The following is a 26385-nucleotide window of genomic DNA, read 5'->3' as shown; positions in this document are numbered from 1 at the left end:
CTGGAGGCGTTCGTGTCGTCGCAAGGGTCGCTCACCGGGTCGTTGCCACCCCTCGTGGAGCCGGCAGCCGAACTGAGCAATGAAGAGGTGGCCCGCTACAGCCGCCACCTGATCATCCCGGACGTCGGGATGGACGGTCAGAAGCGCCTGAAGAACGCGAAGGTGCTCGTGATCGGCGCCGGCGGACTCGGCTCGCCCACGCTGCTGTATCTGGCCGCGGCGGGTGTCGGCACCATCGGCATCGTCGAATTCGACATCGTCGACGAGTCCAATCTGCAGCGCCAGGTCATCCACGGCCAGTCCGACATCGGGCGTCCGAAGGCAGAGAGCGCGCGGGACTCGATCCTCGAGATCAATCCGTACGTCACGGTGAACCTCCACGACGAGCGTCTCGAACCCGAAGGCGCTGTCGAGCTGTTCTCGCAGTACGACCTCATCCTCGACGGCACCGACAACTTCGCGACCCGCTACCTGGTCAACGACGCCGCGGTACTCGCGCACAAGCCGTACGTCTGGGGGTCGATCTACCGCTTCGAGGGTCAGGCGTCGGTGTTCTGGGAGGACGCTCCCGACGGCCGCGGCATCAACTACCGCGACCTGTATCCGCAGGCCCCGCCGCCCGGAATGGTGCCGTCGTGCGCCGAGGGCGGTGTGCTCGGCATCCTGTGCGCCTCCATCGGTTCGATCATGGGCACCGAGGCCATCAAACTCATCTGCGGTATCGGCGAGCCGCTGCTCGGCCGGCTCATGGTGTACGACGCCCTCGACATGACCTACCGCACCATCAAGATCCGCAAGGACCCCGAGGGTGAGCGCATCGCCGGCCTCATCGACTACGACGACTTCTGCGGCGTGGTGTCCAGTGAGGCATCCGACGCCGCGGCCGGATCGACGCTGACCGCCGTCGAACTCAAGCAGAAGATCGACGCGGGGGAGAAGCTCGCGATCATCGACGTACGTGAGCCGGTCGAGTGGGACATCGTCCGGATCGACGGAGCGACCCTCATCCCGAAGGGCGAGATCCTGTCGGGCGAGGGTCTGGCGAAGGTGCCGCAGGATCGTCCGACGGTCCTGTACTGCAAGACCGGCATCCGCTCGGCCGAGGCGCTCGCCGCACTCAAGCGGGCGGGCTTCGCCGACGCCACGCATCTCCAGGGCGGGGTGACCGCCTGGGCCAACCAGGTCGACAAGACGCTGCCGGTCTACTGACCGCGTCCGCGGGGGGCAGCGGTCGCCGCATCTCGGGCGCGGCACCGCGTGCCTCACCGAATCGGTCCACGGCGCTCGGTAATCTGGCCTGGTGAATACCGTCGAGCCGCCCGAACATGTGCTGAACACGTTCGGGCTCACCGCGCATCCGCCCGTCGCGATGGGCGACTCCTGGGTCGGTGGCTGGCGCGTCGGTGAGGTCGTGCTGTCGCTGGTGCCCGATCACGCGCGCGCCGCCTGGTCGGCCTCCGTCCGCGAGACGCTGTACGTCGAGGGTATGCGGATCGCACGGCCGTTCCGCGCGACCGACGGGCGCTACGTCGTCTCGGGATGGCGTGCCGACACCTACATCGCCGGGACCCCCGAGCCGCGGCACGACGAGGTCGTCCTCGTCGCCGACCGGTTGCACGAGGCCACCGCCGCACTGGAACGTCCGCGCTTCCTCCTGCAGCCCCCCGCGCCGCCGCACACCGACGTCGACGTCTTCACCGCGGCCGACCGTGCCGCGTGGGAGGACGTCCCGCTGCGGTCGGCGCGGGCCGCGGGGATGGCCGAGCCGACGGCACCCGACGGCGTGCAGAGCGTCGAGATGCTGAGAACCCTTGCGAAGCTTCGCAAGCCGGTCGACCTGCCGTCTCAGGTCGTGCACGGCGACCTGTTCGGCACCGTACTCTTCGCCGGTGCCGCCGCACCCGGCATCACCGACATCGTCCCGTACTGGCGACCGGCCCCCTGGGCGGCCGCGGTCGCGGTGGTCGACGCCCTCGCCTGGGGTGGCGCGGACACCGAACTCGTCCAGCGGTGGTCGGATCAGCCGGAGTGGCCGCAGATGATGCTGCGGGCGACCATGTTCCGGCTGGCGGTCCACGCGCTGCACCCGCGCTCCACCTCCGGCGCACTGCCCGGGTTGCAGCGGGTCGTCGAGCTGGTACGTTTGCTCGTATAACCGCAGCTCACAGCCCTGCGTCGGATCTGTCAGGGTTCTCACACCCCATCTGCGGCGAAGTGAGAACAACGTGACGGTCCGGTCACCTCGCGGAAAATCCCCGCAACACGCTCCCCACATGCTTGGTGTCAGTCGCACGACATCGGTGTCGGCGCCCGATACGACAGCCCGCTGTCGTGTCACAGATGACCGCCCGCACTGCTCGTGCAGTGACCACCAAGCATCGGAAGACGGGGACGCATGGCCTTCGCAGACCTCAGAGCACAGCTCACTCGTGACCACACCATCACCGACTGGGATCCCGAAGATCGGGTCGCCTGGGACAACGGCAACGCCGCGATCGCCAAGCGCAATCTGATCTGGTCGGTGATCTGCGAACACGTTGGCTTCTCCATCTGGTCGCTGTTCTCGGTGCTGGCCCTGTTCATGGGCCCCGAGTACGGCATCAGCATGGATCAGAAGTTCGTCATCGCCGCGACCGCGACCCTCGTCGGGTCGTGCCTGCGCATTCCCTACACCCAGGCGACCGCGAAGTTCGGTGGACGCAACTGGGCGATCTTCTCGGCCGTCGTGCTCCTCATCCCGACGGGCCTGACGATGATGCTGATGATGAACCCGGGCGAGTTCGGGTTCGGCTGGTTCCTGGCGGTCGCGGCCATCACCGGGTTCGGCGGCGGCAACTTCGCCTCCTCGATGACCAACATCAACGCCTTCTACCCGCAGCGTCTCAAGGGCTGGGCGCTCGGACTCAACGCCGGCGGCGGCAACATCGGTGTCCCGGTCGTCCAGGTCATCGGTCTGCTGGTCATCTGGCTCTTCGCCGACCAGCCCGAGATCGTCTGCGCGATCTACCTCGTGGCACTTGCCATCGCAGGTGTGGGCGCCGCGATCTACATGGACAACCTCGACCATCAGACGGCCAGCGGCAAGGCGATGATCGACTGCCTCAAGTACCGCGACACCTGGCTCATCTGCCTGCTCTACGTCGGCACCTTCGGCTCGTTCATCGGTTTCGGTTTCGCGTTCAGCCAGGTCCTCAACATCAGCTTCACCTCGGCCGGCGCTTCCAAGCCCGCCCTCGCGGCGGCCCAGATCGCCTGGATCGGACCGCTTCTGGGGTCGGTCGCACGTCCCTACGGCGGTAAGCTCGCCGACCGCATCGGGGGCGGCAAGGTGACGCTGTATTGCTTCATCGCGATGGCCGCATCGGCGTCGATCCTCGTGATCGCCGGTATGTCGGCCGATGCGAACGGCAAGGTGATCAGCGGAGGTGTCCTCGCGGCCTTCATCACCGGATTCATCTTGTTGTTCCTGCTCTCCGGGATCGCCAACGGTTCGGTGTACAAGATCATCCCGACGATCTGGGAGCACAAGGCGCAGTCGCTGTCGGGTCTGAACGCCTTCGGCAAGACCACCTGGTCGCGCAGCATGTCCGGCGCGCTCATCGGGATCGCCGGTGCGGCCGGCGGCCTCGGCGGTGTCGGCATCAACCTGGTACTGCGGTCCAGCTACAAGTCCAATCAGTCGGCCACACAGGCCTTCTGGGTGTTCCTCACCTTCTACGTGATGGCCGCGGTGGTCACCTGGTGGTTCTACGCACGGCGCCCGATCGTCGTCGGTGAGACCACCGATCTGCCGGTCGCGGACGCCGTGAGCGCCGGCACGGCCACCACCGGCGAGCCGGCCGCCAAGGAAGCGCTGGCCTGAGATCGCGCGCGGCGCAACTCGACCACCAGGCAAGGCACAGGGAGTAGACAATGAGCAGCGAGACCAACACGGGTTGCAGCACCGTCGTCGTGGTGGGTCACGGCATGGTCGGACACCGTTTCGTGCAGGAGATGCGGCAGCGTGACACCGACAACCGGTGGCGCGTCGAGATCGTCTGTGAGGAGACCGAACCGGCCTACGACCGCGTGGGTCTGTCCTCCTACGTCGGCGCATGGCAGCGGGATTCGCTGGCACTGGACGGCAACACCTACGACGGTGACGATCTCGTCGTCACCCATCTGGGTGAGGCCGTCACCGCGATCGACCGGCCGCAACGCCGCGTCGTCACGTCGTCGGGACGCGAGATCGCCTACGACGCACTCGTGCTCGCGACGGGTTCCTACGCCTTCGTACCGCCGGTCCCGGGTCACGACAACCCCAGGTGCTTCGTCTACCGCACGCTCGACGATCTCGACGACATCCGGGCGGCCGCCGACGCGGCCGGCCCGGGGGCCACGGGCGTCGTCGTCGGCGGTGGCCTGCTCGGACTCGAGGCGGCCAACGCGCTCAGGCTGATGGGTCTCAAACCGCATGTGGTCGAGTTCGCGCCGCGGCTCATGCCGATGCAGGTCGACGCCGGCGGCGGGGCGATCCTGGAGAACCTCGTCACCGACCTCGGTCTCGAGGTCCACACCGGGGTCGGCACCTCCGAGATCGCCGACGCCGAGAACGGCGGGCTGCGCGTCACGCTCTCGGACGAGTCGCTGATCGACGCCTCGCTGGTCGTCTTCTCGGCCGGCGTCCGGCCCCGCGATCAGCTCGCCCGCGACGCCGGCCTCGCGGTCGCCGAGCGCGGCGGTGTGCTCGTCGACACCGATTGCGTCACCGACGACGAGAACATCTTCGCCATCGGCGAGGTCGCCGCGGTCGAGGGGCGCTGCTACGGGCTCGTCGCTCCCGGCTACTCGACCGCCGAAGTCGTCGCGGACCGCCTGCTCGGCGGCTCGTCGACCTTCCCCGGCGCCGACATGTCGACGAAGCTGAAGCTTCTCGGCGTCGACGTCGCGAGCTTCGGCGATGCGTTCGCGACCACCGAGAACGCCCTCGAGATCACCTACCACGACGCGGTGGCGGGCCGCTACGCCAAGATCGTCGTCAGCGACGACGCGAAGACCCTGCTCGGCGGCATCCTGGTCGGCGACGCCTCGGCCTACGCCCTGCTCAAGCCGATGGTGGGCCGGGAGATCCCCGGCGACCCGGCGGCTCTGATCGCGCCGGAGGGCGGCACCGGCGTCGGTATGGACGCGCTGCCCGACGACGCCGAGATCTGCTCCTGCAACGGGGTGTCGAAGGGGGCGATCTGCTCGGCGATCGCCGAGGGGGCCTGCGACATCGCGGCGATCAAGGGCTGCACCTCGGCCGGCACCACCTGCGGCGGTTGCCTGCCGAGCATCAAGCAGTTGCTCTCCGCGTCGGGCGTCGAGCTCAGCAAGTCGCTGTGCGACCACTTCTCCCAGTCTCGCGCCGAGTTGTTCGAGATCGTCGCGGTCACCGGCATCCGGACCTTCTCCGAGCTCATCGACCGCTACGGCACCGGGCAGGGCTGCGAGATCTGCAAGCCGACCGTCGCCTCGATCCTCGCCTCCACGTCGAGCGAGCACATCCTCGACGGCGAACAGGCCGCACTGCAGGACACCAACGACCACTTCCTCGCGAACATGCAGAAGAACGGGTCGTACTCGGTGGTGCCGCGCATGCCGGGAGGTGAGGTCACGCCCGAGCAGCTCATCGTGATCGGCGAGATCGCCCGCGACTACGGCCTGTACACCAAGATCACCGGCGGTCAGCGCATCGATCTGTTCGGCGCCCGCGTCGACCAGCTGCCCGAGATCTGGCGACGCCTCGTCGAGGCCGGGATGGAGTCCGGCCACGCCTACGGCAAGAGCCTGCGCACGGTGAAGAGCTGCGTCGGCTCCACCTGGTGCCGGTACGGCGTCCAGGACTCGGTCGGCATGGCGGTCTTCCTGGAGAAGCGATACCGGGGCCTGCGGTCGCCGCACAAGATCAAGTTCGGGGTCTCGGGATGTGCCCGCGAGTGCGCGGAGGCCCGCGGCAAGGACGTCGGCGTGATCGCCACCGAGCACGGCTGGAACCTCTACGTCGGCGGCAACGGGGGCCAGAGCCCCAAGCATGCGCAGCTGCTGGCCGGCGGAGTGGATGACGACACCCTGGTCGCTTACATTGATCGGTACCTCATGTTCTACATCCGTACCGCCGACCGACTGCAGCGCACAGCCCCGTGGCTGGAGTCTCTGGAGGGCGGTCTGGACCATCTCAAGGCGGTGGTCTGCGACGACAGCCTGGGACTCGCCGCCGAACTGGAGGACGCGATGGCCCGGCACGTCGCCGGATACCAGGACGAATGGGCAGCGGTGCTCGGCGACGAGGACAAGCTGAGGCGGTTCGTGTCGTTCGTGAACGCACCCGACGTGGTCGACCCGACCATCCGGTTCGCGGAGTACGAACGTAAGGTGCCGGTGCTGCTCGACATGCCGCAGGTACGTCCGGGGGCGGATGTGAACACCGGATCGGTCGTGGACGCGGCGCCGGTGAAGGAAGGAGTGCCGACATGACCATCGCACCAGACGAGACCGGACGGAGTTCCTTCGCTGTCGACGGGTCCGGCGCGGTCGAGGGAACCTGGGTGAGGGCCTGTTCGATCGACGACCTGATCGTCGGACGCGGGGTCGCGGTGCTCGGTCCTCGCGGAGAGCAGGCCGCGTTGTTCCGGCTGCTCGCCGCCGAGACCGACCGGGAGGCGGCACCCGGCCGCTCCCGCCTGTACGCGATCGGCAACATCGACCCGTTCGGCCGCGCCGCGGTGCTCTCGCGCGGACTCACCGGTGACCGCGCCGGCGAGCCGACGGTGGCCTCGCCGCTCGGTAAGCAGGTGTTCGCGCTGCGGACCGGTGTCTGCCTGGACGACGAGTCCGTCTCCGTGCCGAGCTACGGAGTACGCGTCGTCGAGCGGACCGTCGAGGTGTTCTTTCCCGCGTGAACGCCATCAATCATCCCGGTGACTCGACCGACAACGACCCGTTGCCCGCCGACCCGTTGCCCGCCGACCCCTTGCCACTGACCGGATTCACCATCGGTATCACCGCCGCCCGCCGGGCCGAGGAGTTCGCCGCGCTGCTGGAACGACGAGGTGCGCGGGTCGTGCAGGCGCCGACCATCCGCATCCTGCCACTGGTCGACGACACCGAACTCGAGCGGGTGACCGAGGAGATCATCGTCTCGCCGCCGCAGATCATGGTCGCCACCACCGGTATCGGGTTCCGGGGCTGGATCGAGGCGGCCGACGGCTGGGGCAGGGCCGAGGACGTGCTGCATTCGCTGTCGAAGAGCCGGTTGATCGCGCGCGGCCCCAAGGCAAAGGGAGCGATCCGCGCCGCGGGACTGCGCGAGGAGTGGTCGCCGGAGAGCGAATCCTCCTCGGAGGTGCTCGATCACCTGCTCGCCGAGGGCGTCGAAGGTGTGCGGATCGCCGTGCAGCTCCACGGCGCGACCAGCGAGTGGGAACCGCTGCCGGACTTCTGCACCGTCCTGCGCGCCGCAGGGGCCGAGGTCGTACCGATCCCGGTCTACCGCTGGAACATGCATCCGGATGTGGCGCGCATCGACAAGATGATCGCCTCGGTGCTGCGCGGCGACCTCGACGCGATCACCTTCACCAGTGCGCCGGCCGCGGCGTCGATCCTGACCCGCGCCAAGGAACTCGGGAAGCTGCAGCAGTTCGTCCACGCGCTGCGTACCGCGGTGCCGGTGATGTGTGTGGGCTCGGTGACGGCCAGTCCACTGGAGGCGCTGCAGATCCCGACGACGTATCCGCGCCGGTTCCGGCTCGGTGCGCTCGCGCGCCTGATCACCGACGAACTCCCGCGCCGCACCCACGTGCTGCGTGTCGCCGGACACGACACCGCGATCCGCGGGCAGGCCGTCGTCGTCGACGGCGAACTGAAAGACCTGTCGGCGACGGGCCTGCTGCTCCTGAAACTGCTCGCGCGCAATCCCGGTCGGGTGGTGTCCCGGCAGGAGATGCTCGCCGTGCTGCCCGGCGACAGCTCCGACACCCACGCCGTCGAGGTCGCGGTCGCGCGACTCCGTGCGGCACTGGGGGATTCGAAGATGGTCCAGACCGTCGTGAAACGCGGTTACCGCCTGGCCGTCGACCTCGAGTACGACGCCGAAGACGAATGACCACATCCTGGGGAGGACACATGCGAGACAATCACGTACGGCTCCCGCACGGCGACCGCCTGCGCGACGTCAGTCCGGTGCTGGTCGCCCATGGCACCCGTAATCCGCACGGCGTCAACGTCATCGCCGAGATCGCCGAGGCCGTCAGCGCGCGGATCGGTGTGACCCGCACCGCGTTCGTCGACGTACTCGGACCCACGCCCAGCGAGGTGATCGCCGACCTCGACCGTCCGGCCGTGCTGGTGCCGGCCTTTCTGGCGTCGGGTTACCACGTCCGCAAGGACATCCCCGAACACGTCGCGCTGGCGGGCCGGTCCGACACCGTGGTGACCCGCGCGCTCGGCCCGGACCCGTCGATCGCGGCGGTGGCCCGCCTGCGGCTGGCCGAGGCCGGTTGGGAGCCGGGCGACGCGGTGGTCCTCGCGGCCGCCGGATCGTCGGACTCCGGTGCCTGCGGACAGGTGTATCTGGCTGCGCGGCAACTGGAATCGCTGATCGGTGGGCGAGTGGAGGTCGGATTCATCGCCACTGCGCAGCCGTCGGTGCCGGAGGCGGTCGCATGTGCGCGCCGCACGGGTCGCCGCGTGGTGATCGCGAGCTACCTGCTCGCGCCGGGACTCTTCCACCAGCGTCTGGAGACCTACGGCGCCGACGCGGTGGCCGCACCTCTCGGCCCCGACCCGCGGATCGTCGACCTCATCGTCACGCGCATGCGTGCGGCGATCAGCCCGTATCGGCGCACCCCGGTCTGACGGGTCAGGGGATCTCCCACCGGCACTCGCGCAACCGGATCCGTCCGTCGTCGATCGGAACGCCCTCCGCGGCAAGTCGTTCCAGCTGACGTGTGGCGAGATGCGGTGCGGGACGACCGCTCGCGGGAACGACCCGGTGCCACGGCAGGTCGGCGGTGTCGGTGCGCATGATCCAGCCGACGATCCGCGCGCTGGACAGTCCGGCCGCGCCGGCGAGGTCGCCGTAGGTGCTCACCTGCCCGACCGGGATGGCCGCGACCAGCGCGCGGACGGTCTCCACCTGCTCCTCGGTGATCGCAGCCATCGGCGCAGGCCCTCAGAGCAGTGAGCGGATCAGGGTCGCGGTCAGTTCCGGTTCGAGGAACGGCACCATGTGCGCGCAGTCGGCGTGGTGCACCGTGACGTCGCCACCGCGTTCGCTCGCGCAGGCCTCCAGGAACGCGGGTCGGACGAACGGCGGCTGCACCTGGTCGGCGACGACGATGTGCGTCGGCACGCCCGGTGGCGGAAGTACTGCGGGCCTGGCCATTTCACTCCACGACGCGGCGGCCGCCGGGGCGCTGACCCGCCAGCCCACCTGGCCGTGCGGGCGGGGGATCAGGTGCTCGGTGAGCTCGGCCTCCATGATGTCGTCGGGAACATCCGCCCAGCCCTCGGACTTCTTGGCAGCGCGCGCGGCGTCGACGTTCGCGTAGTCCCAGTTGTCCAGACTGTCGGTGGCGACCTCGAGCGCGAACTCGGGGTCGAGGCCCTGCGCGGGATCGAGGAGGACGAGCCCCTTGACCGCATCGGGTCGGCGATTCGCCAGGTGCAGGGCGAGCGCACCGCCGAACGAGTGACCCGCGACGACGATCGGACGACCGTCGGGGACGTGTTCGTCGAGGACCGCCGACAGTGCACGTACGTGGTGCTCGATGCTCCACGGCGGACGCCACGGTGAGCGACCGTGGCCGATGAGATCGGGTGCGACGATGCGGACGCCACCCAGGTGCCGGGCCAGGGGCTCCCAGCGGCGACCGTGGCCGGTGAGCCCGTGGATCGCGAGAACCGTCGGGGTGCTCTCCGCCGAGCCGCCGCCGAAGACATACGTGTTGAGAGCTGTCACCCGTCCATCCTGCCGTATGCGCGGGGCCGGAGCCCGACCCACCCGCGTGACACCTCGGGGCCGACGGGGGCGTCGGTGGCACATGATTCGATGGAGCCCATGAGTCGGAAACCGGGCACCACGGCGCCACGCAGCGCCCTGCGCGCACGACTCGTCGCGGCTCCCGAGGTGGCGGACCGTCCCCGGACGTGGCCGCCGGTGATCGCGCAGGTCATCGACCCGGCCGCGAGCAATCCGGGCAGCGCGGAACAGCAGGCCTGGCGGCCGATCCGGGTCCACGGCGGACCCGGCAGCGGCAAGACGGCACTGATCGTCGACGCCGCCGTCGCGCGCCTGCTCGACCCCGCGACAGATCCGGAATCGGTGCTCGTCCTGGCGTCGAGTCGTCGTGCGGCGGTTGCGCTGCGCGAGGAGATCACCCGGCGCGTGCTCTCGGCCAACGCCGCCGGGCGGCGCGTGCTGGGCGGTGCGCTCCGCGAACCCCTCGTCCGCACCGTGCACTCCTATGCCTTCGCGATCCTGCGCCTGCAGGCGAGCGCACACGGCAACCCGCCCCCGCGGCTCATCACCGGGTCGGAGCAGGACGTCGTGCTCCGTGAGCTGCTCGCCGGCGACATCGAGGACGGGGCGCACTACTGGCCCGCGCATCTACGGCCGGCCCTGGGAACGGACGGTTTCGCGCAGGCCCTGCGTGACCTGATGATGCGGGCCGCCGAACGCGGCGTCGGACCGGAGGAACTCGCGGCGCTTGGCCGTGAACACAAACGCCCCGAGTGGACCGCCGCGGCCCGCGCCTACGCCCAGTACGAGCAGAACATGCTGCTGCGCGGCGCAGTCGGACTCGAGACCCCCGGTGCATCGGCGCCGGCCGTCGACGCGGCCGAGCTGATCGGTTCGGCGTTGTCGGCCTTCGCCACCGACCCGGAACTGCTGAGCGGTGAACGCCGCCGCATCCGCCACCTTCTCGTCGACGATGCGCAGCATCTGGATCCCCAGGCAGCACAGCTGATCCGGCTGGTCGGCACCGGCACCACCTCGACGATCATCGCGGCCGACACCGATCAGTCGGTCTTCGGTTTCCGCGGAGCCAGTCCGCGTTTCGCCGACGAGCTCGCCGACCCGGGCTCCGACCGTGACATCGTCCTCGAACACGACTTCCGCTCCCACCCCGACCTCGCTCGCCTGGGGCGTGCGATCGCCGCCCGGCTCCCCGGGGCGCGCCCGCATGCGTATCCGGAGCCGGTACGGCCCGAGGGTGATGCCGACGTGCCGCGCGACGTCGCCGCGGTACGCGTCTACGGTTCGACGGCCAAGGAGGCCACCGCGATCGCCGATCTGCTCCGGCGGGCGCATCTGTTCGACGGCGTCCCGTGGTCGCAGATGGCGGTGATCGTGCGGTCGGTGTCGCTGGCGTTGCCGCCGCTCCGACGCGCGTTCCGGTCGGCCGGTGTCCCGGTCACGACACCGGCGAGCGATCTGCCGCTGCACCGGCAGCGCGCGGTGATCGCGCTGATGCTGGTGCTGCGGGTGGTGGCCGCCCGGCGCGAGGACCCGACGGCACGTGGTGAGGCGATCCCGGAGTTCGAGCTGTTCACCACCGAGGACACCCTGACACTGCTGTCGGGTCCGGTCGGTGCCGCCGATCCCGGCGCGATGCGGCGTCTGCGGCGCGGCATCCGACGCCTCGACGAGAAGAGCGACCCGACGGCACAACCGGAGTCGCTGACCTCGCTCACCCGCGCCCTCCTCGACCCCGAACTCGGCGCACGGTACCGGCGCGCCCTCACCGAGACCGAGGCCGCCCCACTGGCACGAGTGCTCGACGTCGTGGCGGCCGGACAGCGGGCCCACGATGCCGGCCGTGGCGTCGAGGAGACGCTGTGGGCCGCATGGCAGGCCACCGGTCTGGAGCGGCGCTGGGCGGCGTCGGCGGTCCGCGGCGGTCCGGCCGGGGAGCAGGCCGACCGCGACCTCGACGCGGTGATGGCGATGTTCGAGGCGGCCGCCAACTTCGCCGACACGCTGCCCGCCGCCGGACCGGCCGGGTTCGTCCACTACCTCTCTCAGCTGCAGATCCCGCGCGACAGCCGAACCGCCACAGCGGCAACCGAATCGGTGACCGTACTGTCCGCGCACGCCGCGGTGGGCCGGGAGTGGGAGGTCGTCGCGGTGGCCGGTGTCCAGGACGGTCTGTGGCCGTCGCTGCGCAGCCGGGGCGGCGTGCTCTCCACCGGCGCGCTGGTCGACATCCTCGACGGTATGGACGCCGGCGCGGTCGACACCGTCGCCCGTGGCGCCACGGCCCTGGCCGACGAGCGGCGGCTGTTCCTGGTCGCGTGCACGCGTGCGCGCAGCAGGCTGCTGGTGACGGCCGTGGAGGACGGCAGCGGCGACGCCTCGCCGTCTCGCTTTCTCACCGAACTGGCCGACCTCGTGGACGATCCCGACGAGGAGGCGCCGCAGGCCGAACTCCAGCTCGACCCGGGCGTCGACCGCGTGCTGTCGCTGCCGTCGCTGGTCGCCACGCTGCGGTCGGTGGTGATGGCCGGTGCGCACGAACCCGAACCGGATGAGCGGACGCGCGCGGCCGCCCGCCTGCTCGCCGTGCTCGCCGACTCCGACATCCCGGGTGCCCATCCGCGCGACTGGTTCGGGCTCGCCGCACCCAGCACCGACGCGCCGCTGTGGACACCGGACAACGGACCAGTCGTGCTGTCGCCGTCGAATGTCGAAGCGCTGAACCGCTGTTCGTTGCGCTGGGTGCTGGAACGCAACGGCGGCCGAGACGGCGACGGGACACCGGCGCTCACCGGCAGCCTGGTGCACACGCTGGTGCAGGCCGTCGCGGGACAGCTGGATCCGGCCGAGGTGACCGCGGCGCTACGCGGGATCTGGGACCGGGTCGACACGGGTGCGGGCTGGTATTCGGCGCGGGAACTCGAGCGTGCCGAGAACATGCTCGGCCATTTCCGCGACTGGCTGCGGATCTCGCGGGCCGACCTCGACGAGGTGGGCGTCGAATTGCCCGTCGACGCGACCATTCCCGGTGGTCCCACCGGCGAACCCGGCGAGGAGGACGCCCCCGACGTGCGGCTGCGCGGCCGGGTCGACCGCCTCGAGACCGATTCGGCCGGCCGCCCGGTGGTGGTCGACGTCAAGACGTCGAAGACCCCGATCACCAAGGCCGACGCCGACGAACACGCCCAGATGGCCGCCTACCAGGTCGCGCTGGCCCACGGGGGAGTGCCGCAGTTCGGCGATGTCGCACCCGGCGGGGCGCGTCTGGTGTACGTGTCCACCGCGAACCGTAATTCCGGTGCGGCCGAACGCGTTCAGTCACCGCTGACGCCGGAGCTGCTCGACGAGTGGATCGGCGTCGTGCGCCGGGCCGCTCGGGCCAGCATCGGCCCGACCTTCACCGCGACGCCCAACCCGGGCTGCGTGCACTGCAACCTCTCGACCAGCTGCCCCGCGAAGATCCCCGGAAAGGCGGTGACCGATGACTAGCGGAACCCAGACCGGTGGACTCGCGACCGGCCGGGCGATGATCGGCGCGAAGTCGCTGGCTGCGGCGCTCGGCCTCCCGGACCCGACCCCGGAACAGGTCGCGGTGATCGAGGCGCCGGTCGAACCGATGCTCGTCGTCGCCGGTGCCGGTGCGGGCAAGACCGAGACGATGGCGTCGCGCGTGGTGTGGCTCGTCGCCAACCAGGTGGTGGCGCCCGACGAGATCCTGGGACTCACATTCACCCGCAAGGCCGCCAGTGAACTCGGTGCGCGCATCCGCCGCCGGCTGTCGATGCTGTCGGGTGCACCGGCATTGCGGACCTGGGACCCGGACGGCTCGCTGGCCGCGCGCCTGCGCGGTGCGGACCCGGAGGTCAGCACCTATCACGCGTACGCCGGCCGGCTGATCGCCGACTACGGCCTGCTCCTGCCCGTCGAACCGTCGTCGACGCTGCTCACCGAGACCGAACTCTGGCAGCTCGCGTTCTCGCTCGTGTCGTCGTGGCCGGGGGAACTGAACACCAAGAAGGTTCCGGCCTCCGTCACCGAATCCGTCCTCAAGCTGTACGGCGAGATGTCCGAACATCTCGTCGACATCGACGATCTCGCCGAGGCGGGCTCGAAGCTGTACGAGCTCATCGACACCCTGCCGAAGGGGCCGAAGCAACGCGACAAGCCGACGCAGGCGCTGCTGAAGGTCCAGGAGGTGATCGACGAACGGCGCGAACTGATCCCGATGGTCATCGCCCTCGGCGAGACGATGCGGGTTCAGTCCGCACTGGACTTCGGCAGCCAGATGTCGCTCGCCGCACGGCTCGTCGTGTCCAATCCGGAGGTCGTGGCCGCCGAGCGCACGGCGTTCCGGGCGGTCCTCCTCGACGAGTACCAGGACACCGGGCACTCGCAGCGCGTGCTGCTCTCGACCCTGTTCGGCGGCCACGATCCGTCGCGCGATGCCGTCGCCGTCACCGCGGTCGGCGATCCGATCCAGTCGATCTACGGGTGGCGCGGCGCCTCCGCGGCGAATCTGCCGCGGTTCGCCCGGGACTTCCCGCGCCCCGACGGCACGCCCGCCGAGCGCCGCGAACTCCTCACCAGCTGGCGCAATGCCGCCCAGGGCCTTCGCCTGGCCAACCAGATCTCCGAGGAACTCCGCCGCCGCGGCATCCCGGTCTCCATCCTGCGGCCCCGGCCCGACGCCCCGCGCGGCACCGCGACCCTCGCTCTCACCGAGACGGTCATCGACGAACGGAACTGGATCGCCGACGAGATCGAGACGCGCTACCGGGCGGCCGAGACCGCCGGCGAGGCACCGCCGACCACGGCGATCCTGGTGCGGCGCAACGAGGATTCCGCACCGCTGGCCGCCGAGCTGGAGAGCCGCGGCATCCCCACCGAGGTCGTCGGCATCGGCGGACTGCTGCACGTCCCGGAGATCGAGGACATCGTCGCGACCCTGCGCGTGATGGCCGACCCGATGGCCGGCACCGCGGTGATGCGGCTCCTCACCGGTGCCCGCTGGCGGTTGGGGGCCAAAGACCTTGCGGCACTCTGGCGCCGGGCCACGACCCTGGCCGCCGAGAGTTACGCCGAAGCGGGTGGGGTCGTCACCAGCCGGGAAGAACTCGACGCCGCGCTCGACGCGGTGCTGCCCACCGAGATCGTCGACCGGGCCGGAATCGCCGACGCCGTGATCGATCCCGGTGACCCCGGCGACTACAGCCCCGAGGGATACGCCCGCATCCGGGCGTTCGGCGCCCAACTGGAATCACTTCGGCGCCGCATCGGACAGCCACTGCCCGAACTCGTCGCCGACGTGGAGAACACCATCGGCGTCGGCGTGGAAGCACAGATCCGCGCACGGCGCATGCGCGGTGCGATCACCGGCCGCGAACATCTCGACGCGTTCGCCGACTACGTGAGTCACTACGCCGACCGTCCCGGCGCCAATCTGCCTGGGCTGCTGGCGTTCCTCGACGCCGCCGAGTCCATCGAGAAAGGCCTCGAACCGGGCCGGATCGAGGTTGCCGAACAGCGCGTGCAGATCCTCACCGTGCACGCGGCCAAGGGCCTGGAGTGGGATGTCGTGGCCGTCCCCCACCTGGCGAGGGGCATCTTCCCCAGTGCCAAGGCCGACACCACCTGGCTCGGCAGCGCGCGCGAACTCCCCGCCGACCTGCGCGGTGACCTCGCGATCCCCGCCGAGTCGGCCGACGGTGCGCCCGAGGGCTTTCCGCTGCTGAAGATCGACACGGTCGGCGACCGCAAACAGCTCGAGGACGCCCTGTCCGATCACAAGGCGGCGATCGGCGAACGACGCCTCGAGGAAGACCGGCGCCTGCTCTACGTCGCCCTCACCCGTGCCCGGCACGATCTGCTGATCTCGGCCCACCACTGGTCGGAGACCGGTGACAAGCCGCGCGGCGGTTCGGATTTCTTCGACGAGCTGATGGTTGCCGTCGACGAGGCGGTCACCGACCCGGCCGTCGACTCCACCGGTCTGTCCATCGCGGTCCGCACGCCGCCGCCCGCAGAGGACGCGACCAACCCGCTCGCCGAACGCGTTGTCGCGCAGCCCTGGCCGCGCGACCCGCTCGCCGGGCGCCGCGATGCGGTGCAGGCGGCCGCCGACCTCGTCCTGGCGGCCATCGCGGACCGCGAGGCGCCCGCGCTGTTCGAGACCCCCGCCACCTCGGCCGATCCGGAGACCCTGCCGATGCCACCGGATCCGGAGGTCGAGGTCGCGGCCTGGGAGGCCGAGGTGGCGGCACTTCTGGCCGAACATCATCAGGCCAACCAGGCGCTCGTCGAGGTGACGTTGCCGACGCACCTCTCGGTCAGTCAGCTCGTCGAACTGGACGCCGACGAGGCCGAGTTCGCCCGTCGGCTCCGGCGTCCGACTCCCTTCCGGCCCAACCCGATGGCACGGCGCGGCACCGCATTCCACGCCTGGGTGGAACGCTGGTTCGGCGCCACCCGGCTGCTCGACATCGACGAACTGCCCGGTGCCGCCGACGCAACAGCGAGTCCCGACGCCGACCTCGACGCCCTTCGTGACGCATTCCTCGCCTCGCGCTGGGCCAATCGCAGCCCCACCGAGGTGGAGGTGCCGTTCGAGACGGTGATCGGCGGCATCGTCGTGCGCGGCCGGATCGACGCGGTCTTCGCCGAGAAGGACGGCTCGTGGACGGTCGTGGACTGGAAGACCGGCGTCGTACCCGAACCGGCGAGACGGGAGTCGCTGTTCATCCAGTTGGCCGCGTATCGGATCGCCTGGGCGCAGCTCGCCGGTGTCCCGGTGGAGAAGGTGCACGCGGCGTTCCACTACGTGCGTGACGGACACACCCTGGAGGCCGACGACCTGCCCGACGAGGCAACCATCGCCGCCAAGCTCGCCAAATGAGCTATCGCGCCCCTCCGTGGGTTACATTTCAGCGTGTGAGCGAACTCCAGGAGCGCAAACGTGGCCGTGCGTAGCCGCTTCCGCGGCCGCTTCGGATCATCCGAGCTGGCCAACCGGCCCGACCACGCGCTGGTCGGTGTCGTCCGCATCCCCGAACTGCAGCAGAGCCCCAGCCGCGCCATCGGCCGGCGGGTGCTGTGGGCAACGCTGGCGCTGCTGTTCACCTCGGTGGTCGTCTGGCTCGACCGCGAAGGTTATCGCGACGCCCAGGACAACGAACTGTCCTACCTGGATGCGCTCTACTACTCGGCGGTCACGCTGTCCACGACCGGATACGGCGACATCACGCCGATCAGCCCCTTCGCTCGATTCATCAACCTCATCATCATCACGCCGCTGCGTGTGCTGTTCCTGATCGTGTTGATCGGCACCACTCTCGAGGTGCTCACCGAACGGTCCCGACAGGCGCTCAAGATCCAGCGTTGGAGGAATACCGTGCGCAATCACACCGTCGTCATCGGTTACGGCACCAAGGGCCGCACCGCGGTCGACGCCATGCGCGGCGACGGCATCAAGCCCTCGGAGATCGTGGTCGTCGACGCCGACCCCACCGTCCTGGAGTCCGCGGCCTCCAACGGGCTGGTCACCGTCCGTGGCGACGCCACCAAGTCCGACGTGCTCCGCCTCGCCGGTGTCGCACATGCCGCGAGCATCGTCGTGGCCACCAACCGTGACGACACCGCCGTCCTCGCCACGCTCACCGCACGCGAGATCAACCCGCGGGCCAAGATCGTGGCGTCGATCCGGGAGTCGGAGAACACGCATCTGATGCGGCAGTCGGGCGCGAACTCCGTGGTGGTGTCCTCGGAGACGGCGGGACGCCTGCTCGGTATCGCGACGATGACGCCGTCGGTGGTCGAGGTGATCGAAGATCTCCTCACGCCCGACGCGGGTTACGCCATCGCCGAACGCGAGGTCGACCCGACGGAGACCGGCGGCTCACCGGCGCACACCCGTGACATCGTGCTCGGTGTCGTCCGCAACGGGGTGCTGCACCGCGTCGACGACAGCGAGGTCGAGCAGATCGAGGTCGGCGACCGCCTCCTGTACGTCCGCAAGAGCCCCGGCGACGACTAGGGCTCGCCGACCATCAGCACCGACCACGGAAAAGGGACACACCGACGTGCAGTTCGAACTTGTCCAGCAGCCGCTGCTGTCGCGCGCGACCTTCCACCGAGCCGACGAGATCCGCGACGACACCGAGCGGATGCTGGCGGGATGGTCTTCGGCGAAGGTGCTGCTGATCGACTCCAACGGCCGGTATCCGGTCGGGGATTCCGGTGCACTGCACTGGGTTCCGGCGGCCACCGTCGCCGATGCGCCGCCGGCCGACGCGGTGATCCTCGGTGTGGTCGACGGCATCGACCGGTGGACGCGCCGGGTCGACCACATCGACGGACCCACCGACGACGCGCGCCGCGGTGCGATCCATCTGACGCCGGACGAGGCGGGCCTGCTCGTCACCGCACTGGGAATCCTGAATTGGCATGAGACGGCGCGCCATTCACCGGTCGACGGCTCGGCCACCCAGCCGGCACGGGGCGGTTGGGTACGTCGTAGTGTCCAATCCGGCCGGGACGAGTTCCCGCGCACCGATCCCGCGATCATCACCGTGGTGCACGACGGCGCCGACCGGATTCTGCTGGGGCGACAGGCCGTCTGGCCCGACGGCTGGTACTCGACCCTCGCCGGCTTCGTCGAGCCGGGGGAGTCGCTCGAACAGTGCGTCCTGCGGGAGGTGCACGAAGAAGTCGGCATCGTGGTGCGTGAACCGCGCTACCTGGGCAGCCAGCCGTGGCCGTTCCCGCGGTCGCTGATGCTGGGCTTCGCCGCGATCGGCGACCCGGCCGACGAACTGGCCTTCCTCGACGGCGAGATCGGCGACGCCCAGTGGTTCCACCGTGACGAGGTGCGCGAGGCGTTGTCGCGGGATGGATGGACGCGCGCCGATTCCGGTCCGGGCGGCGAAGCGCCCCGGCTGCAGTTGCCGGGCTCGATCTCGATCGCACGCACGCTGATCGAGTCCTGGGCCCAGGGATCGCAAGCGCCGGGCCGGTAGCCCGACAGAGGAGAAAACCCGGGTCCGGCGAGAGCCGGGCCCGGGTGATCGGGTCACGAGATCAGACGCCGAGCTTCTTCTTGACGTCGGCGATCGAGGGGTTGGTCGCGGTCGTGCCGTCGGCGTAGAGCACGGTGGGGACGACGTGATTGCCGCCGTTGACGCTGCCGACGAACTCGGCGGCATCCGGGTTCAGCTCGATGTCGATCTCCTGCCAGGGGATCCCGCTGGCCTTCAGTCCGGTCTTGAGGCGGGCGCAGTAGCCGCACCACGAGGTGGTGTACATGGTCAGTTCGCCGGTGTCGGAGGTGCGGGCGCCGGCCTCGTCGTCGATCACGTTGCTCATGCACCCATAACACCACGGTCATCGGGGCTGTTCCCGGCGGCGCCGTCGTCCCCGGCGTGGGACGCGTCACGCCGGCCCCGATCGCCGGCCCCGATCGCCGGTCCGGAGTGCGTCGGTGGGTGGTGACATAGTGGACCCCGTGCGCCACCCGACCTCTTCCGCGAACCCCGATGCCCGCTCCCGCGACGCCGGTGCGGTCGAGGGCCTCGACCCCGAGCAGTCCGCGGCCGTCCTCGCGCCGCGCGGACCGGTGTGCGTGCTCGCCGGTGCGGGTACGGGTAAGACGCGCACCATCACGCGCCGTATCGCGCATCTCGTCGACACCGGTCAGGTGAATCCCGGTCAGGTCCTCGCGGTGACGTTCACCGCCCGCGCGGCGGGGGAGATGCGGACCCGGTTGCGGAGCCTCGGCGTCGGCGGCTCCACCGGCAACGTCGCCGCCCAGACTTTCCACGCCGCCGCGATGCGGCAGCTGCGATACTTCTGGCCGCGCGCCTTCGGCGATGCCCGATGGGAGCTCCTCGACAACAAGTTTCCGCTCATCTCGCGCGCCGCACGCCGCGCCGGCCTGGACACCGCGACCGACACCCTGCGCGACCTGTCCTCGGAGATCGAGTGGGCCAAGGCCACCCTGATCTCGCCGGAGAACTACGTCGAGGCGGTCGGTCGTCTCGGTCGCGAGTCACCGGCACCCCCGCCGAAGGTCGCCGCGGTGTACGCGCACTACGAGGACTCCAAGGTCTCGCCCGACGGCGACCGTCTCCTCGACTTCGACGACCTGCTCATCTACATGACCCAGATCCTGACCATCGAACCCGGTGCGGCCGACGAATTCCGTTCGCGCTACCGGTGTTTCGTCGTCGACGAGTATCAGGACGTGACGCCGGTCCAGCAGGGTCTGCTCGACGCCTGGCTCGGCGAGCGCGACGATCTGACGGTGGTCGGTGACGCCAACCAGACGATCTATACGTTCACCGGCGCCTCGCCGAACTACCTGCTGGACTTCAGCCGTCGCTTCCCGGAGGCGACGGTCGTCCGACTGGAGCGGGACTACCGGTCCACACCCCAGGTCGTCGACCTCGCCAACCGCGTGATCGGCGCCGCCCGCGGACGCATCGCCGGCACCCGGCTCCGGCTCATCGGCCAGCGACCACCCGGCCCGGAACCGCAGTTCGCCGAGTACGCCGACGAACCGGCCGCGGCCACGTCGATCGCGATCGAGATCAAACACCTCATCAAGTCGGGTGTCTCGCCGTCCGAGGTCGCGATCCTCTACCGCGTCAACGCCCAGTCGGAGAACTACGAGCAGGCGCTGACCGAGGCCGGGATCCCGTACCAGGTGCGCGGCGGTGAGGCCTTCTTCGCCCGCACCGAGGTCCGGCAGGCGATGCGTCAGATCGCCACGGTTGCCGGCCGCGAGGTCAAGCCCGGTGTCACGACCATCGACGTCGTACGCGCGGTTCTCGGCGAACTCGGACTCACCGACGAGGAGCCGTCGGGTGCCCAGGCGCGCGCCCGTTGGGAATCGCTGAAGGCGCTGGTGCAGCTGACCGAGGACATGGTCGCGGAGAACCCCGACCTCACGCTGCCGCAGTTGTCCGCCGAACTGACGACCCGGTCCGAGGCACGCCACCCCCCGACCGTGCAGGGGGTGACCCTGTCGTCGCTGCACGCGGCCAAGGGGCTCGAATGGGATGCGGTTTTCCTGGTGGGTCTGACCGACGGATCGTTGCCGATCAGCCAGGCCATCAAGGGTTCCTGGGAGGACGTCGAGGAGGAGCGTCGACTGTTCTACGTGGGTGTGACGCGTGCCCGCGAACACCTGCATCTGTCCTGGGCGCTCGCCCGCAACGAAGGCGGCCGCGCCCGCCGTCGCTCCCGGTTCCTCGCCGACCTCATCCCCGACGACTCGCCGGCCTCGAAGGTCGCCAGGGAACGTGCCCCCCGCAAGGGGCCGACGTGCCGCGTCTGCGGCTCGCGGCTGATGGATTCGACGGCGACCCTCCTCGGCCGCTGTGCCGGATGCCCGTCCGACCTCGATGAGGACCTCCTGGTCGCGCTCAAGGAGTGGCGTCGCGATCGTGCGCACGAGAAGAAGGTGCCCGCCTTCGTTGTCTTCTCCGACAAGACGCTCACCGCGATCGCCGAACAACGTCCCACCGACACCGCCGCGCTGGTGTCGATCTCGGGGATCGGTGCGCAAAAACTCGACGAGTACGGAGAGGATCTCCTCGAACTCGTCAAAACCGCAGGTCAAAAATAGGTTGTGCGCTTTCCGGCGCACCGTTTAGTCTGGTCTCCGTCGGCACGGGTGGGAGTATTCCTGTGCGACGGCGGACGCCGGAGTTCTTGTGTCCGTCAGGGGCCCATCGCTCATGTGGGAGCCATCGAGAAGAGAAAGGAGCGGATCAGTGAACGGAAGCATCGTGAACCAGGCCGGCGTCGCCGTGCCTGCGGCCAAGCCGAATCAGGCGCACGCCGTCGTTCTGCGCGCCCGTCGCAACCGCTCCTGGCTGCCTGCCGTCTGTGCACGTCCGGTCGCTATTCGAACGATGGCACCGGCAGCGCATCCGGCTGCAGCAGCGCACGTAGCGCCGCCCGCGGCAGCCGCAGCAGCAGCCCCCGCGCCGCATGGGTTCCCCGTACCGACACGAATTCCACGGAGTTAGACCTCCGAGACATTCGGGCCACGGGCGAATCGCAGAGGCGAAACCCGTGGCCCTCTTTTTTGTCACCCGATCAACGTCCCACCAGGGGTTCGGACCGACAGCCACATCGAGGACATGGGTCACCATTTCCCAACGAGCAGATGTGGAGAACACCAATGACTGTCGATTGCGTACTCGAGTCCTGTCCATCGGCGGACCGCGCAGCGACCGCCCGGCTCGACCTGCCCTGCCAGGTGGCCGACGCAGATCTGTGGTTCGCCGACAATCCCCGTGACCTCGAGCGTGCCAAGGCCATGTGTGCCGACTGCCCGCTGCGGACCCAGTGCCTGCAGGCGGCCCTGGATCGCGCCGAGCCCTGGGGCGTGTGGGGTGGCGAGATCTTCGAGCGCGGTGCGGTGATCGCACGCAAGCGCCCCCGTGGCCGGCCGCGGAAGAACGCGGCGGCCTGAATCGAACCGACAGCGACGACGCCGCGAGCACATGCTCGCGGCGTCGTCGTTCTGCGTGCTGTCGGGGATCAATCGCCCAGGCCGGGGACCCATTCCTCCATGATCGCGCGGTACGGCGCATGCGCCTCGAGCTGCGAGGCTATGCCGACACAGCCGCCGAGTACACGGAACACCATCACGAACCGCTTGGGCACGTTGAGGTTTCGCGAGGTCTTGTAGACCTCACCGCGAACGTCGGTCGCCTTGCCGGCGGCGCGCTGCATCCACTTGCGCGTGAAGTGGAACGACTCCGAGTACAGCGGGTCCACGTAGGGCCGCAGGTAGGCCTCGAGGTCGGCGCTCGTGACCTTCGACGCATGCGACGGCCGGATGAACTCGGCCTCGACCATGAGCTCCTTGAGCTCGTCGTACTTCTTGTCCCGGGCGAGGCGCAGGATGGGCCCCGTCTCTGGAGGCAGACCGCCGGGGTAGTGGCCGACGGCGCCGAAGTCGAGGACGCCGAACCGGCCGTCGTCGGCGATGAAGAAGTTGCCCGGATGCGGGTCGCCGTGGAGCAGGCCGACCCGGTAGGGCGAGCTGACCTCGAACTCGGCCATCTTCGCGGCCGCATTGTCGCGGGTCTTCTGGTCGCCGGTCGTGATGATCTTCGACAGTGCGACACCGTCGACCCATTCCGAGACCACGACCTTGGGTGCGCTGGCGATGACCTTGGGAATCAAGAAGTCCGGATGCCCGTCGTACGCCTTGGCGAAAGCCCGCTGGTTCTCGGCCTCGCCGAGGTAGTCGAGTTCGGCCTCGGTGCGATCGATGAGCTCGTCCATCATCGCCTTGACGTCGGTGCCCGGCGACAGCCGCTGCAGCAGTCCCGACATGCGCGACAACGTCTTCAGGTCGGCCTTGAGTGCGTGGTCGGCGCCCGGGTACTGCACCTTGACCGCGACCTCGCGCCCGTCGGACCACACGCCCTTGTGGACCTGACCGATCGATGCCGACGCTGCCGGCTCGTCGGAGAACTCCTTGAAGCGTTCGCGCCAGCGGGTGCCGAGCTGCTGGTCGAGGACCTTGTGGACCTTGTCGGCCGACATCGGCGGTGCTTCCGCCTGGAGCTTGGTGAGCGCCTCCCGGAACGGCTCACCGAATTCGTCGGGGATCGCGGCCTCCATGATCGACAGCGCCTGGCCTACCTTCATGGCGCCGCCCTTGAGCTCACCGAGGACCGCGAACAGCTGTTCCGCGGACTTCTCGAGGAGTTCCTGGTTGACCTCGTCCTTGTCTTTGCCGACCATGCGTTTGCCGAGCCCCGCCGCCGCACGTCCGGCCATACCGATGGGGAGAGACGCCAACTTCGCGTTGCGACGACCCTGCCCCCGAGTGATGTCGGTCATAGCATCCTTTCCGCGTCACACAATAGACGACTTGAGCCGTTCGTCTCCCACCGGACGACAATCGCAGCTCGGGTGGGGTAACCATTCTCTACGGTCCACCCGTGCGGGGTCATCGCGGAACTCCAACACCTGATTCAACAGCTGCGGTTCGTATCGTCTCGCGGCGGGGGAGGGTCGCCGCAAGCTGTTCACCAGACGTTCGATCTGGCCGTGCGCGATCGCTGCGGTCGGCCGCACGATCGCGGGATCCGCATCGCCCGGCGCGCGGATGAGTTGCACCGCCATCATCGGCCATTCCGGGTCGGCGTCGGAGCGATGGTGATCGGCGCACATCAGACAACTCGAGAGTCCGGGTAGGACGAGCGGGCCGACGATGCCGACGCCGTCGCGCACGCGCACCAGCAGATGCGGGATCCGTGCCCTCGTCAGTGCGAAGACGACCCGCGGGTCGTGGACGAGGAAGTCGCTGAGGATCACCAGTCGGGTGTCGACGGTGTCGAGGGAGCCGTCGGCTCGCCGCCGCATCGTCCGGTGCACCTGCATGCCCTGTGCGCGCAGGGAGGCGCCCAGCAGGTCCGACAACGGCCCCTGGCCGTGGATCTGAATCCGGAAGTCCGCGAGATCTGAACTGCCCGAAGATGTTTCGGTTGCGATGTCGGAGATGGTCCGTCCGGCCGCGGCCAGACCGTCGAGGAGTGTCCGGATCTCGTCGTCGGCGAGCCCGGCCGCCGACGCGCGACGGCTGAGCAGTTCCGGTGTGCAGGGGCGCTCCAGCAACCGCAACATCGCGGCCACCGAATGCGCCGAGATGCCGGCGTCGAGTTCGATGATCACGCTGCCGGCCGGATCGATCCCCACGTGGACCCGGTTGCCCGGCCGCACCAGGATCGGTGTTCCCGGACGGATGCGCGGGACCGTGATGGACATGGCGCAACTCTGCCAGCGAAAAGACCTCGCCGGCGTCGTTCGGGCCGGTTATCCACAACATGATGGGGCTCGGCGTCGACTGTGGAGTTATGAGCCGGTCTGCCCGGGGTTCGGGCCGTCGTCTCCGGAGTCGGCCTCTCCCTGTTCGATCCCGTCCTGTTCGGCGAGCGACTTCTCGAGCTGCGCGATCGCGTCGTCGAGGTCGGTGTCCTTGTGCAGCAGACGGTCGATGAACGCCGCCGGGTTGTCCAGGTCGTCGGAGTCGGGCAGCAGGTCCGGATGCGCCCAGACACCGTCGCGGGTCGACAGATCGGTGGCCTCGAAGACCCGGCGCCACAGCTCCGACGCCTCCCGGACCTTGCGCGGGCGCAGTTCGAGACCGACGAGGGTCGCGAAGGTCTGCTCGGCGGGGCCGCCGGAGGCGCGGCGGCGACGGATGGTCTCGGTCAGCGCGCCGGTGCTCGGGATGCGGTCGCCCAGTGCTCGGGTCACCACCTGCTCAACCCAGCCCTCGATGAGCGCCAGCAGCGTCTCGAGGCGGCCGAGCGCCGCCTTCTGCTCGGGCGTGGTGGTCGGCTCGAAAGATGTCGACGAGCTGATGAGCTCCTCGAGCTTCGACGGATCGGACAGCAGTTCGGTGGGATCGATGTTCGCCGTGGCGTCGGTGATCCCGCTGAAGTCGATGCTGATCCCGCGGGCGTACTCCTCGACCGTCGACAGCAGGCGCTGACGCAGCCAGCCGACGTGGGTGAACAGGCGGACGTGCGCGGCCTCGCGGGCGGCGAGGAAGACGATGATCTCCTGTCCGGGCTGCTCGAGACCCTCGGCGAACTTCGCGATCGCCTCGGGGAGCAGCACCGCGATGCCCTCGGGGGCCAGCGGCAGGCCGATGTCGGTGGACGTGAGCACCTCTTTGGCGAGCTGGCCGAGGCCCTGGCCGAGCTGGGTCCCGAAGGCCATACCGCTCATCTGTGTCAGCATGCCCAGCATCGGGCCGGCGAACTGGGCCGCCTCGGCGGGCAGGTTGTCCTGCCAGGTGCGCGCGAGTTGTTCGGCGACCGGGTTGCACAGACCCTTCCAGGTGTCCATGGATTCCTCGAGCCACTGCACCGGGGTCCACGCGACGGTCTGGGTGACGCCGCTGGGGAAGGTGGTCGCGTCGTCGAGCCAGACGTCGGCGAGTCGCACGGCGTCGGCCGACGCGGAGATCTCCTTGTCCAGGATCGGCGTGAACGAACCGATCTGCTGGCGCGCGAGATTCATGGCGACCTGATAGTTCACCGGACCGCCGCCGCCACCGGCCATGCCGGCGCCCATGCCGCTGAACATGCTGCCGAGTTGGGAGAACATCTGGCCGAGCATGTTCGGGTCGAAGTTCGACGGATCGAAGTCGCCGAAGCCCTGTCCACCGCCCAGTCCCTGGCCGCCCATGGCGAATCCGAACGGGTTGGCCCCGCCGAAGGGGTTGCCGCCGGGGTTGTCGCCCGGCTTGTTCTGGTCGCCGCTGTTCTTGTCGCGGTCGTCGTCGCCGTTGCCGGACGCCGAGAAGCCGAAGGGCAGATCACTCATATGTCCACCGTACCGCCCGGACAGGCCCCTCA

General features: G+C 69.4%; 19 protein-coding genes. 13 read left to right on the top strand and 6 right to left on the bottom strand.

What is annotated here, in order from left to right:
• Positions 1 to 12: 12 nt before the first annotated feature.
• From moeZ to GAA2_RS17350, 7 genes are all read left to right on the top strand, one after another.
• Complete coding sequence (gene moeZ / locus GAA2_RS17380; RefSeq protein WP_006437397.1) at positions 13 to 1209, top strand: adenylyltransferase/sulfurtransferase MoeZ; 1197 nt, start codon at positions 13 to 15, stop codon at positions 1207 to 1209.
• Positions 1210 to 1300: 91 nt separating this feature from the next.
• Positions 1301 to 2155 (top strand): TIGR02569 family protein, encoded by an 855-nt coding sequence (locus tag GAA2_RS17375; RefSeq protein ID WP_006437396.1) that lies wholly within the window; start codon positions 1301 to 1303, stop codon positions 2153 to 2155.
• 240 nt (positions 2156 to 2395) lie between these two features.
• On the top strand, positions 2396 to 3862 hold the full coding sequence (locus GAA2_RS17370) for a nitrate/nitrite transporter (protein ID WP_006437395.1): 1467 nt from the start codon (positions 2396 to 2398) through the stop codon (positions 3860 to 3862).
• Positions 3863 to 3912: 50 nt separating this feature from the next.
• Positions 3913 to 6495 (top strand): nitrite reductase large subunit NirB, encoded by a 2583-nt coding sequence (gene nirB, locus GAA2_RS17365; RefSeq protein WP_096274412.1) that lies wholly within the window; start codon positions 3913 to 3915, stop codon positions 6493 to 6495.
• Positions 6492 to 6920: a nitrite reductase (NAD(P)H) small subunit gene (locus GAA2_RS17360; protein WP_006437393.1), complete on the top strand. Its 429-nt coding sequence runs from the start codon at positions 6492 to 6494 to the stop codon at positions 6918 to 6920. The genes nirB and GAA2_RS17360 overlap by 4 nt, the downstream gene beginning before the upstream one ends.
• Positions 6917 to 8122, top strand: a complete 1206-nt coding sequence (locus tag GAA2_RS17355; protein ID WP_394855150.1) for a uroporphyrinogen-III synthase — start codon at positions 6917 to 6919, stop codon at positions 8120 to 8122. The genes GAA2_RS17360 and GAA2_RS17355 overlap by 4 nt, the downstream gene beginning before the upstream one ends.
• Before the next feature lie 20 nt (positions 8123 to 8142).
• The gene (locus tag GAA2_RS17350; protein WP_096274994.1) at positions 8143 to 8874 is read left to right on the top strand and encodes a sirohydrochlorin chelatase; all 732 of its coding nucleotides are present in this window, start codon (positions 8143 to 8145) and stop codon (positions 8872 to 8874) included.
• Positions 8875 to 8878: 4 nt separating this feature from the next.
• Here GAA2_RS17350 and GAA2_RS17345 read toward each other — a convergent pair whose 3' ends face one another.
• Positions 8879 to 9178, bottom strand: coding sequence for an MGMT family protein (locus GAA2_RS17345; protein WP_096274410.1), 300 nt, complete (start codon positions 9176 to 9178; stop codon positions 8879 to 8881).
• Positions 9179 to 9190: 12 nt separating this feature from the next.
• On the bottom strand, positions 9191 to 9979 hold the full coding sequence (locus GAA2_RS17340) for an alpha/beta fold hydrolase (protein ID WP_096274408.1): 789 nt from the start codon (positions 9977 to 9979) through the stop codon (positions 9191 to 9193).
• A gap of 99 nt (positions 9980 to 10078) precedes the next feature.
• Here GAA2_RS17340 and GAA2_RS17335 point away from each other — a divergent pair, with 99 nt between their 5' ends.
• Genes GAA2_RS17335 through nudC form a run of 4 tightly spaced genes read left to right on the top strand, consistent with a single transcriptional unit; the run spans position 10079 to position 19008 of the window.
• Positions 10079 to 13486, top strand: coding sequence for an ATP-dependent helicase (locus GAA2_RS17335; protein ID WP_096274406.1), 3408 nt, complete (start codon positions 10079 to 10081; stop codon positions 13484 to 13486).
• Positions 13479 to 16889, top strand: a complete 3411-nt coding sequence (locus GAA2_RS17330; RefSeq protein WP_024498910.1) for an ATP-dependent helicase — start codon at positions 13479 to 13481, stop codon at positions 16887 to 16889. Before GAA2_RS17335 ends, GAA2_RS17330 begins: the two co-directional genes overlap by 8 nt.
• A 60-nt stretch (positions 16890 to 16949) precedes the next feature.
• Positions 16950 to 18026: a potassium channel family protein gene (locus tag GAA2_RS17325; protein WP_006437386.1), complete on the top strand. Its 1077-nt coding sequence runs from the start codon at positions 16950 to 16952 to the stop codon at positions 18024 to 18026.
• Positions 18027 to 18072: 46 nt separating this feature from the next.
• Positions 18073 to 19008, top strand: coding sequence for an NAD(+) diphosphatase (gene nudC / locus GAA2_RS17320; RefSeq protein WP_024498912.1), 936 nt, complete (start codon positions 18073 to 18075; stop codon positions 19006 to 19008).
• Between the two features lie 61 nt (positions 19009 to 19069).
• Here nudC and GAA2_RS17315 read toward each other — a convergent pair whose 3' ends face one another.
• Positions 19070 to 19354, bottom strand: a complete 285-nt coding sequence (locus GAA2_RS17315; RefSeq protein WP_006437384.1) for a mycoredoxin — start codon at positions 19352 to 19354, stop codon at positions 19070 to 19072.
• A gap of 130 nt (positions 19355 to 19484) precedes the next feature.
• Here GAA2_RS17315 and GAA2_RS17310 point away from each other — a divergent pair, with 130 nt between their 5' ends.
• Positions 19485 to 21617, top strand: coding sequence for an ATP-dependent DNA helicase UvrD2 (locus tag GAA2_RS17310; protein WP_269551719.1), 2133 nt, complete (start codon positions 19485 to 19487; stop codon positions 21615 to 21617).
• A gap of 561 nt (positions 21618 to 22178) precedes the next feature.
• Positions 22179 to 22472 carry a WhiB family transcriptional regulator gene (locus GAA2_RS17305; protein WP_024498914.1) on the top strand — a complete coding sequence of 98 codons (294 nt, stop codon included), beginning with the start codon at positions 22179 to 22181 and terminating at the stop codon, positions 22470 to 22472.
• Between the two features lie 68 nt (positions 22473 to 22540).
• Here the strand turns inward: GAA2_RS17305 and GAA2_RS17300 are convergent, their stop codons facing one another.
• The 3 genes from GAA2_RS17300 to GAA2_RS17290 form a co-directional block, all read right to left on the bottom strand.
• Positions 22541 to 23857 (bottom strand): ABC1 kinase family protein, encoded by a 1317-nt coding sequence (locus tag GAA2_RS17300; RefSeq protein WP_191834487.1) that lies wholly within the window; start codon positions 23855 to 23857, stop codon positions 22541 to 22543.
• A 15-nt stretch (positions 23858 to 23872) separates the two neighbouring features.
• Positions 23873 to 24784: a hypothetical protein gene (locus tag GAA2_RS17295; protein ID WP_096274394.1), complete on the bottom strand. Its 912-nt coding sequence runs from the start codon at positions 24782 to 24784 to the stop codon at positions 23873 to 23875.
• A gap of 87 nt (positions 24785 to 24871) precedes the next feature.
• Positions 24872 to 26353 (bottom strand): zinc-dependent metalloprotease, encoded by a 1482-nt coding sequence (locus tag GAA2_RS17290; protein ID WP_096274392.1) that lies wholly within the window; start codon positions 26351 to 26353, stop codon positions 24872 to 24874.
• Between the last annotated feature and the right edge of the window lie 32 nt (positions 26354 to 26385).

It is taken from the genome of Gordonia ajococcus, assembly GCF_012974285.1.
GTDB lineage: Bacteria > Actinomycetota > Actinomycetes > Mycobacteriales > Mycobacteriaceae > Gordonia > Gordonia amicalis.
This window is presented reverse-complemented; position numbering and strand designations above follow the sequence as displayed.